This window comes from Campylobacter concisus UNSWCS (genome assembly GCF_000466685.1).
Taxonomy (GTDB): domain Bacteria; phylum Campylobacterota; class Campylobacteria; order Campylobacterales; family Campylobacteraceae; genus Campylobacter_A; species Campylobacter_A concisus_A.
Genome location: NZ_ANNG01000007.1, coordinates 11,590 through 24,623, shown reverse-complemented (window position 1 = coordinate 24,623; position 13,034 = coordinate 11,590). Strand labels below are relative to the sequence as shown.

Annotated in this window: 19 protein-coding genes; 1 reads left to right on the top strand and 18 read right to left on the bottom strand. The window is 44.3% G+C overall.

Annotation, left to right across the window (positions count from 1 at the left end; all coding sequences use genetic code 11):
• Positions 1–8 precede the first annotated feature (8 nt).
• The 6 genes from UNSWCS_RS02410 to UNSWCS_RS02385 form a co-directional block, all read right to left on the bottom strand.
• Positions 9–344 (bottom strand): hypothetical protein, encoded by a 336-nt coding sequence (locus tag UNSWCS_RS02410; protein ID WP_021087170.1) that lies wholly within the window; start codon positions 342–344, stop codon positions 9–11.
• Positions 331–693, bottom strand: a complete 363-nt coding sequence (locus tag UNSWCS_RS02405; RefSeq protein ID WP_021087189.1) for a hypothetical protein — start codon at positions 691–693, stop codon at positions 331–333. Before UNSWCS_RS02405 ends, UNSWCS_RS02410 begins: the two co-directional genes overlap by 14 nt.
• 98 nt (positions 694–791) lie before the next feature.
• Complete coding sequence (locus UNSWCS_RS02400; RefSeq protein ID WP_021087172.1) at positions 792–1,301, bottom strand: DUF1833 family protein; 510 nt, start codon at positions 1,299–1,301, stop codon at positions 792–794.
• Positions 1,298–1,633, bottom strand: a complete 336-nt coding sequence (locus UNSWCS_RS02395) for a DUF2460 domain-containing protein (RefSeq protein WP_021087167.1) — start codon at positions 1,631–1,633, stop codon at positions 1,298–1,300. The genes UNSWCS_RS02400 and UNSWCS_RS02395 overlap by 4 nt, the downstream gene beginning before the upstream one ends.
• Complete coding sequence (locus UNSWCS_RS02390) at positions 1,630–2,598, bottom strand: phage tail tape measure protein (protein ID WP_021087133.1); 969 nt, start codon at positions 2,596–2,598, stop codon at positions 1,630–1,632. Before UNSWCS_RS02390 ends, UNSWCS_RS02395 begins: the two co-directional genes overlap by 4 nt.
• A 264-nt stretch (positions 2,599–2,862) precedes the next feature.
• On the bottom strand, positions 2,863–4,461 hold the full coding sequence (locus UNSWCS_RS02385) for a tape measure protein (RefSeq protein WP_021087143.1): 1,599 nt from the start codon (positions 4,459–4,461) through the stop codon (positions 2,863–2,865).
• Between the two features lie 355 nt (positions 4,462–4,816).
• On the opposite strand from UNSWCS_RS02385, the gene UNSWCS_RS02375 reads away from it, so the two are divergent.
• Positions 4,817–5,353: a hypothetical protein gene (locus UNSWCS_RS02375; protein ID WP_021087171.1), complete on the top strand. Its 537-nt coding sequence runs from the start codon at positions 4,817–4,819 to the stop codon at positions 5,351–5,353.
• A 19-nt stretch (positions 5,354–5,372) separates the two neighbouring features.
• Here the strand turns inward: UNSWCS_RS02375 and UNSWCS_RS02370 are convergent, their stop codons facing one another.
• From UNSWCS_RS02370 to UNSWCS_RS02315, 12 genes are all read right to left on the bottom strand, one after another.
• Positions 5,373–5,570 carry a hypothetical protein gene (locus tag UNSWCS_RS02370; protein WP_021087194.1) on the bottom strand — a complete coding sequence of 66 codons (198 nt, stop codon included), beginning with the start codon at positions 5,568–5,570 and terminating at the stop codon, positions 5,373–5,375.
• A gap of 155 nt (positions 5,571–5,725) precedes the next feature.
• The gene (locus UNSWCS_RS02365) at positions 5,726–6,070 is read right to left on the bottom strand and encodes a hypothetical protein (protein ID WP_021087139.1); all 345 of its coding nucleotides are present in this window, start codon (positions 6,068–6,070) and stop codon (positions 5,726–5,728) included.
• A gap of 3 nt (positions 6,071–6,073) precedes the next feature.
• Positions 6,074–6,571, bottom strand: a complete 498-nt coding sequence (locus UNSWCS_RS02360; RefSeq protein WP_021087196.1) for a hypothetical protein — start codon at positions 6,569–6,571, stop codon at positions 6,074–6,076.
• A 2-nt stretch (positions 6,572–6,573) separates the two neighbouring features.
• On the bottom strand, positions 6,574–6,963 hold the full coding sequence (locus UNSWCS_RS02355) for a phage tail terminator-like protein (RefSeq protein ID WP_021087178.1): 390 nt from the start codon (positions 6,961–6,963) through the stop codon (positions 6,574–6,576).
• The gene (locus tag UNSWCS_RS02350) at positions 6,950–7,342 is read right to left on the bottom strand and encodes an HK97 gp10 family phage protein (protein WP_021087164.1); all 393 of its coding nucleotides are present in this window, start codon (positions 7,340–7,342) and stop codon (positions 6,950–6,952) included. The genes UNSWCS_RS02355 and UNSWCS_RS02350 overlap by 14 nt, the downstream gene beginning before the upstream one ends.
• A complete protein-coding gene (locus UNSWCS_RS02345; protein ID WP_021087168.1) occupies positions 7,339–7,704 on the bottom strand; it encodes a hypothetical protein in 366 nt (121 codons plus the stop codon). The genes UNSWCS_RS02350 and UNSWCS_RS02345 overlap by 4 nt, the downstream gene beginning before the upstream one ends.
• Positions 7,698–8,162, bottom strand: a complete 465-nt coding sequence (locus UNSWCS_RS02340) for a DnaT-like ssDNA-binding protein (protein ID WP_021087150.1) — start codon at positions 8,160–8,162, stop codon at positions 7,698–7,700. Before UNSWCS_RS02340 ends, UNSWCS_RS02345 begins: the two co-directional genes overlap by 7 nt.
• Positions 8,159–8,458, bottom strand: coding sequence for a hypothetical protein (locus UNSWCS_RS02335; RefSeq protein WP_021087131.1), 300 nt, complete (start codon positions 8,456–8,458; stop codon positions 8,159–8,161). The genes UNSWCS_RS02340 and UNSWCS_RS02335 overlap by 4 nt, the downstream gene beginning before the upstream one ends.
• 10 nt (positions 8,459–8,468) lie before the next feature.
• Positions 8,469–9,440: a major capsid protein gene (locus UNSWCS_RS02330; RefSeq protein ID WP_021087169.1), complete on the bottom strand. Its 972-nt coding sequence runs from the start codon at positions 9,438–9,440 to the stop codon at positions 8,469–8,471.
• Between the two features lie 4 nt (positions 9,441–9,444).
• Positions 9,445–10,035 carry a hypothetical protein gene (locus UNSWCS_RS02325; RefSeq protein WP_021087145.1) on the bottom strand — a complete coding sequence of 197 codons (591 nt, stop codon included), beginning with the start codon at positions 10,033–10,035 and terminating at the stop codon, positions 9,445–9,447.
• 163 nt (positions 10,036–10,198) lie between these two features.
• The gene (locus tag UNSWCS_RS02320; protein WP_021087141.1) at positions 10,199–11,650 is read right to left on the bottom strand and encodes a minor capsid protein; all 1,452 of its coding nucleotides are present in this window, start codon (positions 11,648–11,650) and stop codon (positions 10,199–10,201) included.
• The gene (locus UNSWCS_RS02315; RefSeq protein ID WP_021087159.1) at positions 11,637–13,034 is read right to left on the bottom strand and encodes a DUF4055 domain-containing protein; all 1,398 of its coding nucleotides are present in this window, start codon (positions 13,032–13,034) and stop codon (positions 11,637–11,639) included. The genes UNSWCS_RS02320 and UNSWCS_RS02315 overlap by 14 nt, the downstream gene beginning before the upstream one ends.

Below are 13,034 nucleotides of genomic sequence, written 5' to 3'. Positions count from 1 at the left end.
ATGACGGTTCATAACATGCCCGCAGCCGCATAAGGTGCAGCGATAGCGATAGCGATAGCGATAGCGATAGCGATAGCGATAGAAGCCACGATGCCTAGAATCTTTTTACCACCTCCGCCTCTGCCTTTAGGCACGATAGCGATATTTACTACGTCGCCGTTTTCAAGCTCGAAAAAGCCGCTTTGTATAACGCTATTTTTAGAAATTACGAGATCGTAAATTTCGTTATCGTATTTTAATTCCTTTAGAATTTCGTCGATATTTTTATACTCTCCGCTAGCTAGTATCGTTCTATCTAAGGGATTTAAAACGTTATTGTAGGTTATTATTTTATTTTCGGTCATAATAGCCCTCTATCAACTTTTCGTAATTAGCTAGCCGTTCTACGATAGCGCCCGTTTGCGACGTGGTATGTAAAATATGCTCTTCGTCGATTAAATATCCGAAATGCGTTACTATTTTAGGGTGATTTATGTCGTAACGCAAAGCTACGCAGACGCCTTTGCGCTTTTCTACTCTATGCCAGTTTTTCGAAATTTCGTCTAGAAATTCGCTAAATACGAGTTTAGCTCTATCGTGCGGAGCGCGCGCCGGCGGTATGATTACGCCGCGCTCTATCTCGTAGCACTTTCTCACCAAAGCAAAGCAGTCCATTTCCTCAAACGGAGCGCCTATTAAATCCCTTATCGTCATTTTTTATACCCGCCCGCAATTCCCAAGAACCCGCCAAAGCGCACCGAATTATTTTTAGCCCTGCAGCTAGCCAAGGTTTTGTTGCAACTAGTTTCTGGTCAGTTATAACCGCACTCTTCGCCTTTAAATTTAAATACGCAATAATCCTTATACATCTTGCGCGGCGGATAGCTCATATTAAAGAGATTGCCCGCGCCCAAATTAAAGGTTACGGCCTTACTATCGGAGCTAAAGTCGGTAAGCTCGAAAAACTCCTCAAGCACCGGTTCGCTTAAATCTTTTGTATTAATCACGTAAATTTTGGCTTTAATAGTAGAGTTTTCCGCGCCGTGCGTTTTTACGTAGTTATCGTAAGAGTTTATATAATTTTGCATAGCTCGGCTAGTGTTATCGATACTTAGATTAAATTGCGGTATTTCGCCCTTAGCCGTTTGGATTTCTCCTATACTAAAAGGAAACGCCACGAACTCTTCCCCTCTAAAGGTTATATTCTCGCTATTGTTTATTATGCGTACCGTAGGCGTTTTGGGGATAAAAATTTCAAGCCCTACTAAAAGCGCGCTATCTGAAGCCGCGGCGTTTAAATCCTTTATCGTAGTTAGCTTCATATCTCTACTATCTCCACTTTTACCGCGCAGTGGTTTTGCATATTGTCGTCGGCTTTTAAATCGTCCATAGAAAATACGCAAATTTTAGTTTCGTCCTCCAGCGGATAACGAAATTTAAAAGCCTGCCCTTGATTTTCTACGAAAAAATCTCTTAAAATTTTGAACTGCTCCGCGTTTAGGGCTGGGTAATTTAAACTATACGAGCTTTTAGGCTTAGTCCATTTTTTACGCGTTATCGTATAGCCGCCGTCGCTTGAGCTTCTATGCGTAGGATTGCGTAAGGTCCTCGACGAACCTACGACGATCGGCGGATAGCTAGGATAAGTATTCACGCTAATAACCCCCTTAAAGTTTCGCGCGAGCCTAAGACGTTTTTACTCACGCCGTTTAAAACTAAAGATATGACCCATTCGCCGTCGTTTCGCCTTACCGCGGCGTTAGATACCTTTACGTCCTCTCTGGTTTGATTTATTACTTCTACTTTTACGTTATTTAAAGACGCTCCGACCTGCGCTTTTACGCCTAAGTCGCCGTTAGAAGTCCTTGTTAAAGGCATAATAGCCTCTGGACTACCGCCGTTTTTCTCGCCCATTACGCCGATGTCGGGAATGCCGCCTTTAGCGAATTTAAAGAAAGTCGGCTTGCTTACGATTGAGTTTGCGTAGCTATGCAGATCGGGGCTATTAAATACACCGCCTTGTGCCGCTGGGGTAGCATTTAATACGCTTGCAAATCCTCCAGCTGGCAAAGCAGCAGGAGCTGGAGTAGCCCCTCCAGACATTCCTGGTAACATACTCGTAACCGAATTGATTAACGGCTGGATTATCATCATCTTTACTATTTGCCTATAAATTTGCCCTAAAATATCCTGCGCCAAATCGCCGAATTTCATAAAGCGATCGGAAGAATAATCGAAAAAATTACCCATCGCGTTTTCTAAGCTATTTAAGCCACTATGCATAATCTGCCCCCACGTCGAGGCGTCGAATATTTGTTTTTGATGTAGGGCGTTTTCTAAAGCTACGGCCTTATGGTAGTATTCTTTATTTATCTCGCCTTTTTTTAGCATAGCGTCGTATTGTTCTAAAGCGTGCGCGCGCTCTATTTCTATAAGCTCGATACGCCTAGCCATTTCGTCGGTTATTAGCTCCGTGCGGCGTTTTTGTAGGTTGTATATACGGTCTTGCAGCTTTAGCTTCTCGTTGATATTTTTGATATTTTCGTTGTGCGCGGCTTCGGCTTCTGCGGCGCGTTTCTTTTCTAGGTCGCTATCGAAGCCCTGTTTATACTGCGCCATTATCTTTTCAAATTCGCCGCCGTTTATGCCGGCATCTTTTAATTTTTTGCTTATCTCACTTTGTTTTATGAGCCATAAATTGGCGTGGTCGCCTATTTTTTCATAATACTCTTTATAAATTTCGCTTTTTGCTCTTAATTGATGTTCTAATTCGACGTTGTCAGATTTATTTGAGCCGCCATGTTTTTTGCCGAAGTTCGCTATCTGGTCGTTAGTTTTTTCTAGTTTTAATCTTAAGGCCTCGACAGCTTCCTCTTGCGCTATTTACACTCTAATATTGTCGGAGGGCTTACTCAAAATCTCGTCTATCTCTTTTTTGAGCTTAGATGCCTCTTTTTTGAGGTTAGACAGCGTAGTTACGTGCAAATCTTTGACTTTTTTGTCTAAAGAATTTATATATGCGGCGTCTTTTTGTTGCTGAGTTTCGACGGCTCCTATCTCCGAGTTTATGTTAGCAATTTCTTTTCTTTGCCCTATGATTTTGCTGTTTTGTGCGATATAATCGTCTCTTTCGGCTTTTAGCTTTACAATTTCGTCAGCCTCTAGTCTATACGCTCCGACGATACCACCGAATTTATTATGTTCCTCTAATTTTCTATTTATTTCGTCTATTTTTCTAAAATTTGCGTCCAAACTAGCTTTTAGATCAAGATTTATAGCGTCGCGCTGATTTTGCGTGAGTTTTTGGAGTTCCTCATTAGTCTTGCTTAACGCATCATTGAGCTTATCTGCGCTAGGTTTTGCCTTGTCCATACTATCTTTGAGCGCAAAAAATGCCTCTACCGCAGCAAAAATAGCTAAAGTAGGTAAAAAGCCCATAAATACGGCCTTTAATGAGCCTGCGGTGACGCCGATTTTCATTAGCGCTCTGTCCATAAAGCCAAGCTGTATAACGCCCGCCGCGGTTTGTGCCGTTACTGTTGTCGTCATAGCCGCATACGCTGCCATAGAGCCTTTAATGGCTAAATACGTGCCACCCAATATACCCAGATGCTTAATTAGCGTGCCAATACCGCTTACTACGCCTACGATAGTATCTTTGTTTTCTTTCAACGCGTTTGCAAAGCCGGTTATCGCACCGCTTATCGTTTGCGTCGCGCCCGTTGCCTCGTTTATATCGCCTACGATTAGACTTATTTCGGTTCTTAGATCGGTAAATGCTTTGCCGACGGTTACGGGCATTTGCGCAAAATCGCTATCTATCCTACTCTTGACCTTCTCAAACGCGTTACTTAAGGCTTCGGCGGTTAATTTGCCCTCGCTGCCTAATTCGCGCAACTTGCCGACGTTTACGCCCAAGCCCTCGGCCATATACCGTAGTAACGTCGGGCTAGCCTCGGCGATAGAGTTAAACTCGTCGCCCCTTAGCGCGCCGCTACCCATGGCTTGACCAAATTGCTTTATCGCGGCCGCGGCCTCCTCTGCGCTCGCTCCGCCCAGTTGTAAGGCTTTAGTAAAGTTTGACACCATGTTATTAGTATCTTCGGTGCTTTTGCCGATATTTTTAAGGGCTGGGGCTAATTTTGTGTATAAATTTATAGTTTCTTTGATGTCGGCGTGCGTATCTCTAGCAATGGCGTGTAGGGCTTTTTGTTGTTTTGCGTATTCGGCGGCCGAGCTAGTGGCCATTTTTAGGCGAGAATTTACTAAGCTCATATCGTCGGCTACCCTTACGAACTCGCGCAGTATTACAGAGCTTGCCACGGCGGCTACGGCTACTTTTAATCCCGTAAACGAGTTAGCCAGCCTGTGCGCCGCGTCCTCGGCCTTTTTTGCTTCGTTTTCTATGCTATTTAAATCGCTTTTTAGCTTGTCCGCCCCCTCAACTTTAGCACTGATGATCAAGCTAGCAACTTCAGTCATTATTTGCCCCTCTTTTAATCTAGGGCACATTGTATATGAAATTTAAGGGGGCGTTGGTTTGGTAAACTAAAGATTTAGTTTTTTAGTATCTTTTTTGTATTTTTATGATATATTTAGTAGCTTAAATAAATTAAATTAAGTATGGCGGTATGAATACTCAATCAACTTTAGATATTTTTGATAGAATAGCCGAACTATTCAAAGATCAGCCGTGCTTTTTATCCAATGTTCTTATTTTTATTATTGCTTGCGCCTTTGCTTATCTTGTTATTAAATTAAACTATAAACACGCAAAGAAGCTCGAAGAAACAAGAATAAGACAATTCCAAGAACTTTCAAAAGGGAGGAAGAAGAAATGACTAGTTCTTTAATTGTGGCATTAGTTTTATGCGTCGGAATAACATTGCTTTTAGTCAGATACCATCAAACGACGACTAAACTCTCTCTTGAAAAAAGATGGGAATTAGTTAACTTAATAAAAGAAGTTGAAGCCGACGAGGATTACAGCGAAGATTTTAAGCAACTGCTTTACGCAATGTTTACAGACTCCGTCGATAAAAATTTATTTCCTTCGGCCTTATGGTTTACGATTAAAATACTACTAACGGATAAAAAAGGTTTTTATGAGAAAAGAGACGCTGTTGTGGTAAGAATAAAAAAGAGCCAAAAAGAACTTGAAACATATAAAAAAGGTTTTTCTATTGCACTCAAAATAAATATGCTTGCTGCGCCGCATTGGTATATACTTTTTGCAATTGCAGCTATATTGTTTACTATTATAATGTTGATTGTGGGCGCAATATTTGAAAAAACTACAAATATTTTTAAAAAGGCGGGCAAAGCGCTTAACGATACTACTTTGGCAATGCCAACATTACTAACGCAACGCTAAAAAGTAGCCTAAAAAAAGACTACTTCGCAAATTTTGCTTTGATAGATGAAAAAGATTTAGGGCTAAATTCGCCTTGATACGGCGCGTAGGCTTGTTTGTCGTCGCTATTTATTTCGGCGGCGTAGATACGGCTTAAGTTACGTAAAATAGATATTTCCCACCAGTTAAATTTGCCGCCTGTTAGCTCGGTATAATTTTTAATATCGTTAAAATCCAAGGCTACCGCGCCAAAGCCGCTATTTTTGCAATATCCTAGCTCGTCAAGCGCGTATAGTAGATGTCGTTCTTGGGTTACCGGAGGGAACTCGCGCTCTTTAACGTCGGTTTTTGCGTAGTAGGCTAGCTGCCTAACGTATAGCGCGAGCTCGTCGCTTACTTTTTTAAAAAATTTCTCGCATTCTCCGCGAAACGCTCGACTTGATTAGCAATTAGCGGATAGGTTTCGTAAATTCTTTTAGCTTCATTGTGGCTGAATTTTAGTTCTTTGCCGTTTTCGCTAATGCCGCTCCAACCTACCGTAAGCCCCACCATAACCTCTAGCGTGCTTTGTTCAGCGCCTTTATTTTCTTTTACGGCGTTCATAAATACCTCGCGTCCTTTTTTGCCGTGAAAACTTAGCACTTTGATTTTGATGTCGGTCGGTTTGTTGTCAAGATCGAGGATGGTTAGCTCGACACCCGTTTCACCGTTGCTTATATCAAAATTCTTTAAATCCATAACTTACGCCCCCTTAGCCTCTATGATGTCGTCTAGGCGTGTTATTTTGATGGTTATCGGTACGCGCACGACGTCGTCTTTTGCGATAGATACGCCAGTTTTGGTGTTTATAAACTCTCCCGTGATGTAGGTCGGGTTTTTATTTGCTCCCGTCGCAGGCTCGTCGCTACCCACGATGATAAATTGCTTTCGTAGTTTCTTGTTAAACATTTCGGTAAGCTCTTTTACGCCGTTATTTTGCCCCGCCGCATAAAATAGCTTTAATTCCGTCTCGCTATAGCTTATAGCTCCCTGGGATACTGCCGTAGCGTCCTCGTCTATGCACTCGTATTCGTTGGTTTTACGGGTTTTGGTAAAGTCGCCCAAATCCTCTAAATACGCTATACGTTTTGCCGATGTTAGCGCCGTTTTTATTTTAGCCGCATCGCCCAAATCGACGCTAGTGTCGCAAATATAAAATTTAGTAAGCTGACTATCTGTTACTTTTAGCTGCTCCGCCATTTTCACTCCTTATAAGATTTAAAATAAATAGAAACGGCCACGCCGTAGCGATCGCCGTCAATGCCTAAAATATTAACGCTCGTCGGAGCGGTAATAAAAACCTCATTTTCTAGCTTTACACCTACTTTAAAAGCTTTTTCGTAAAGCTTCGCGCGCTCTAAAACGTCTTTGACGCCTTTACCCGCGGGGTAGCGTAAGGTTATCTGAAGCACGCCGTCAATTTCCGCAATACTATCATCAATTACAGCAGCGCTTGGTTTGGCGGGCAAAAAATAAAGTTGCTGATAAGGCTTACCGGCTTTTGGGCTAAACGTCGTATTTTCAAACGCCGTATCGATAGCCGGCGTAACCGCTAAAACCGCTTTTTCTAAAGCCTGCCTAATTTGTAGCATTAGCCGCCCTTTTTACGATTTGTTTCCAACGGATAGCATTGCGCCTTACCATACCTTGCGGGGCCTTTACCTTACTCCAACCCTCAAACTCTATGCAAAAAGCATAAGGCAAATTGTTTGTAAAATAAAAGGTTTTATCTAGCGCTAGCTGATTGTTTACGAGATTATTGGACCTATCTCCTGCCTCGTTTGCGGTCGCTTCTGTTGTCTGCTCGCTAGCCGCACCGACGCTAGGAAACCAATTATTTTTTAGCCTACCCGTATCTACCGGTGTGTCGCTGATGATGTCTGAAGTTAGATCAATGACTGATTTTTTAAAGATTTTCAGCACTTTTTCTTGAGCCTTTGCGCTAAAGTTATCTATCTGCCTATCAATCATTTTGCAACTCCTATTAGCTGATGTAACGCCACGTCCTCGCCGCCCCATACCGCGTCGTTGTATTTGATAGTATAGGAGCAGTGAGGAAACTCTATTACGTCGTTGTTTTGCGGCATAAAAGGCAAAGATTTAGCGGCTACCAAGATCACGTTATCACCCTCGTTTAATAATCTTTTTTCTATTAAATTTGAGTAGCTTTTCGCGCTATCGATATACGCCTTTACTTTGTATTCGCTTATCTGTTCGGTCATTCCGCCCGTTTCTGGGTCGTAAATTTGACCGCCTTTGCGCTTATACGTGCCTACTTTGCCGAATTTATCGAGCAATTTAAACGCCGTATTTTTAGCTTTTTCATTTAGCATCGCTCTAGCCTCATTACCATTGCGTTTGAGGGCTTTAAAAACGGCTTTAAAAGGCTAGCCACGTAAGCGTATTTGGTGGAGGGGTCGGCGTTTTGCGCGTATTCCACCTCGATACTGCCTACTTTTTCTTTTGTAGTTAGCCGCTCAATGTCGCTCATCAGCTCGCCCGCGTTTGCCCTTATAGCTAGCTCGCACACGGCGGATTTAAATTTAGTAGGCATCCCAAACGGCGAGCGCGGGAAACTCAAAGCTTGATCGGCTTTTAATCTCTCGCCTTGCCATTTATCAAAATATACCGCCTCTAAATAATCCGTCGCCTTGATAATGGCCGCCTCTTTATCCGCGCTACCCAGCCCTGCCCACGTTTGGTTGCCGCGTGCCGAAAAGTACTCATCGGCAAACTCGACCGAAACGTAAGCGTCGGCATTAGCTAGCCCGGTGCCCTTCTCGGGTATCATTGCCCTAGCTTCTCTTTTATCGCGGCTTTCGTGCCGTCCGCGTTAGTATATTCAACGCCCAAATGAGCCGCTAGCAACTTCAATTCGCCCGCTTTTAACGTATCGAGCCTTGAAATCAGCTCGTCGTAATCGACTTCTTGCGTCGCACCCTTTAGCGTCAGCTCGGGCGGGTCTTCCACTCCGTCGCCATCGTCGAATTTAGCGTCGATGATTGTTAGCCCTCGCTCTTTGGCTAGGGCTTTAACATCCTCGTTATACTGAAACGTCGGGAATTCTACATACCAAATTTTAGACATTTACCGCCTCCTAGTTTTTAGCCGCGTCGCCTATTAGTAGCACGCCTGCGGTATCTTTATCGCTAGCCGCGATCTTATCCCAGTTCGTGCCCGTGCCTAGTTTTGCGTTATCCGGGCTTTTGCCGCCGTTTGCCGTGTCCCAAGAATAGCCTTTGAGCGACAACCCGAATGTATAATCAGCCTGATAAGTCGTTTCTATGCGCTCTTTGCCGTTATTGGTCTGAATATTCGTGATTAGATCGCCTGCGTCGCTTACTATCGCAGCGCCAGTCGTTAGCGCCAAAACGTAGTCTTTATTCGGCGTTCCCGCTTTATACAGAGCCGGCGCGTCTGTTACTACTACGCGGCGCCCTAAAATCTCAACGACAAGCACGTTTTCAGCCTTAAAGAGCTGTGCGGCGTTTGCTAAATTTTGCCCGATTAACTTATGAAATACCGCGCCCCTCATTATGTTGGCTACTATCGCTGCGCTTCTGTCGCCGAATTTGGCGTAGGCGTTGTTTAGGTTGGCTTGGTTTATGCCGCCGCTTGCGCTTACATCATTTACTACGCCCGCGTTATTACCGATAGCGCCTACGAGTGCGGAGATGGCCGTATTTAACATATCGCTTATCATCGCCTCGCTCATATTTCTTGAAATCACTTCAAGAGCTACGGACGGGTCTTTTTTTATCCACGTTAGCTGCCCCGGCTCAAACACTACCGGGCCAAATCCACCTGCTACTTTTACGGCATTATCTTGCTCTTGTCTTAAGGTTGTAGCCGTAGCCGCGGCATTGGCCGCGTATCTATCTACCCTGCGCTGTGCGGAGTGGATGCCTCTAAAAAAGCTCTCTTGCATAAAATCGCCGTCTATGCCCTGTGCGTTTAGAATTATCGTGCCGCCGCTAGCCGCGTTAAATTTCTCTATGTCTTGACTTAGCGTCTCGATCGTCGTGCCCGCTAGGTATTCGGAAAATACCTTCATATCGCTTAGTGCCATATTTTCATTCCTTTAGGTTAAATTTCTCTTTTATCGCGGCTATTCGCTCCTCGCGAGTGCCGCCCCATTTAGCGCCGATATTTACGTTACCGCCGCCTCCGCTCGCTCCTCCACCTTGACCTTGAGGCGCCGCTATAAAAGCTTTACCGTCTTTTTGCGCCCACTCGCTCACAAACTCGCTTATAGGCTTATCCGCAATATACGCCTTTAGTTCACCCTTGTCGTCTTTTAAGCTAGCATTGCCGCGCAAAAGAGCTTTGGCCGCTTCCAGAAACTCCGCTTTTACGCCGGCTTTTGCGAGATTGTCGCTCAGCCCCGCGTCGATTAGATACTTATTTAGCGAGCCGTTAGCGTTAGCTAGATCGGCGTTTAGCTTTTTCGTATCGGTATCGTATTTTTTAGCGAGCTTATCGTTCTCTGCTTTTAGCTCGTCGTATTTAGCTTCAAGCTCGGCGTATTTCTCAGCTTTCACCGCGTCGCTATTTTTAGCTTTTAGCTTTTTTACCTCACTTAAAAGCTCTTTGTTTTTAGCGCTCATTGCTTCTTTTTCTGCTTGCAAATCACCGACTTGCTTTTTTAGCTCCTCAATATCCATCCTATCCTCCACGAGAGTTAAATTAAGGCACGGCCTTTGATAGAATAGTAACTTAAATTTTAAATGGGGTTGGTTTGGTAAAAAATATGGTATAATGACAATACTAAAGCGATAATGCCTCAGTGGGTCAGAGGAGGAGGCGTAAGCCTCGTTATGATTGGGTTCAACTCCCTTTTATCGCTTTGTATCTTTTTATCGTCTGCACTTTAGTTTTTCCGTAGGTTTGCAATATCCCCTTATCCTTAAAATACGCATAACACAACTCGTTATCGCTTTCCCAAAAGAAATTTATCGTATCATTGCCCATTTCGTCCTTGCCGTAATATAAATTATCCTCGGTCAAATTTAACGGCATATCAAAAAACTGCTCCGCGCTTAACGCATTGCCGTCCTTTATCTTTTTTAGCCTCATTCCGTGCAGTAGCTCTCTTTGTGTTGCTACCTTGAGTTTCCCGTCTGTTTCTATGCCTTGCGCCTTTAGTTTGCTTATCGTTCTCGGGCTTAGCGTGGCTAGGGTTAGAGGCTCTTTTAACGGCTGTCTGTACCCGGCTTTTGTGAAGTCTACGTCCGCAAACATAGCTTTTAATTTATTGCTCGCTCTAGTCCTAGCGCTTAAACTGCTTAAGTCGCTTAAATTTACACTCCGCCCCTGCTGCGTTATCAAATCTCGCATAGTGATCTTGCCCTGCATAAATAGCTCGGCTCTGCCCTTGCCTAGCGTCTTTTCTATCGTTTCGGGGCTTTGAGTTTTTAGCCAGTCGTTAAACGTCATATCCTGCGGCACGTAGCCGTTCATAGACGACCTCGTGCGGTCGCTTGCGCTATCCATACCCTCGATGCCTAGCTCGTCCCAGCTTTTAGTTACGGGTATTATGACGCTGCGGCAATTAAAATGAGTATTTACGCGCGGTTTGCGAAACGGGAAGTCGTGCCCGATAGGCTTGTAGTCTTTATCCCACATTAGGCCATCGTAGGCTCTGCACAGTTCTGACGTGCGAGTATCTAGCGTGGCTTGGTATTTGTAGCATTTTATGACGTCGTCGTTTGCTTCAAAAAAGGCTTGGCGAATTTCGCTTACTATCGCGCCCGCTCCGGTTAATGCTATCGACGTCGCGTCGCGTTTACTTTTTTGTAAAGCCTGTGCTATCCTTTGGGCTAACATCGGCGTAGTTTCGCCTAGGCTCACGCCTATTTTCAGCTCGCGCTCTAATCGCTTTTTCTGATCGGCGTTTAAGCCGTTATTCCACGCTTTGACGGTCGCGCCCTCTAATTGCGCGCTATCTACTAGCCGCTCGATGCTGCTCTCTGGCAATACGCTAGAAAACAGATTAAACCCCGCTAGTTCGTTGTAGTCTAGTAGATGGTCTTGCTCGTTTTGCGCTAGCATTAAAAAATCTTTACGCAAATCGGGCGTTTTTAGGCTTTGTTTGAGGTCGCTTATCGTTTGGGCTAAATTATTCGTTACGTTTTTCTTTTTTAAAATTTGCGCTTGCAAATCCGCAATCATATCGTCGTAAAATTTAGCTACTTTTTTACTTAGCCCGTTTTTTATGCGCTCGTGCAAAAGAGAGCGCGCTACTTCAAGCTCGGCTATAAGTTGATTAAACGGCTTCATCGCTCGGCGTTACCTGCGGCGCAGCTTGTTCTAGTTTGGCTTGATAGTCCTCGTAACTTTGTATAGTTTTAGGCATTAGCTCGCCTTTTAAGAGCGCGTCGTAAAGCACTTCGTTAGGAATATCCCTGCTTTGGATGCCGGCTATGATTTGCGCTAATAGCTGCGGTTCGATCATCGTTAGGTTATAGTCGGTATTGATTTCGTATATTAAATTCTCGCCCACGATATTTTCAAAAAAGGCAATATCTTTTAAAAACGATACTATGCCCTCACTAATCGTAGAAGCTACGCTAGTTAATACCGCATTTTCGCCGCTCTTTCGCATTTGCAAGGTTTCGGTAGCCTCGGCCGTCTTTTTCTCGTCAAGCAAAAGCCGCGCGTCTAAAATCGACATCCGCTTTTCTTTGACCGCGATACGGTTTTCAAGCGTGTTTAAGCCGGCACCGCTAAATTCTAAAAAGCCAACCTTTGCGCTCGGGTCGTTTATGACCCAAACGGCGGTAGAGCCTATTTTTAGCTTTTCGCTGCTCTCGCCTTGATAGCCCGTAACGTAAGGCGTAGGTAGCGCCGTAAAGTGCGTGCCGTGCTCTAAATCGACCTCGCTTCTAAAATGACTAATATTAACTTTAGCCAAATCAAGCAAAGGCGGCTTTTCTACCGACGTTTTTAAGTCGTTCACATTAAAAAACGTAAAGGGCAAATATCCAAGCTTTTGCCCGTTCGCGCTGGGATAAATCTCGCTCACTACTTCAAAATTCCCCGCCTTGGTTTCGCTAAATACTCTTTGACGGTAGTAGCCCTCGTGTAAATCAAGCACTCGGTAGCGCGTTTTTATCTTATCCACAAACTCGTCCTGCGTCGGCTCGGCGTAGGTTTCAGTAAGCACTACGAGCGATGTAACGTTTGAGCCGTTTATTTTCGTGGTTTTCCAGTTGATGATATTTTCGGCCTTATAAAGCGTGGCGTAAGCTCTTAAATTTAACCGCTCGGCTTCAAGCTTAGAATAATCCGCCTTTTCTACATTAGGCAGATCCACAAGCACGCCGCAACGCCCAACACTTAAACACTCGTCGGCGATATTTTTAGCAAGAGCTTCTAGCGTATCGTCATCTAAGCTCACATTTTCGGCTATGGTTTTTAACGCTTCGGGCAACTCCACTTTAGGCGGCTTAGCAAACAGTAGCCCCGTTAGCGCGACCTGCGTTCTAGCCGTCGCATTGTAAAACTCCGCTCGCCCTACGTAGGCGCTGTATTCCTCCGCTTCTTGATCACTTAGTTTAGGCACGTATTTTTCTTTTGCCACCTCGCCCACTAAGGCATCGCGCATTAGCTGCCATTTGGTTAAATTCTTAGAATATTCGGGATGTTTTGCATTTACCGCCAT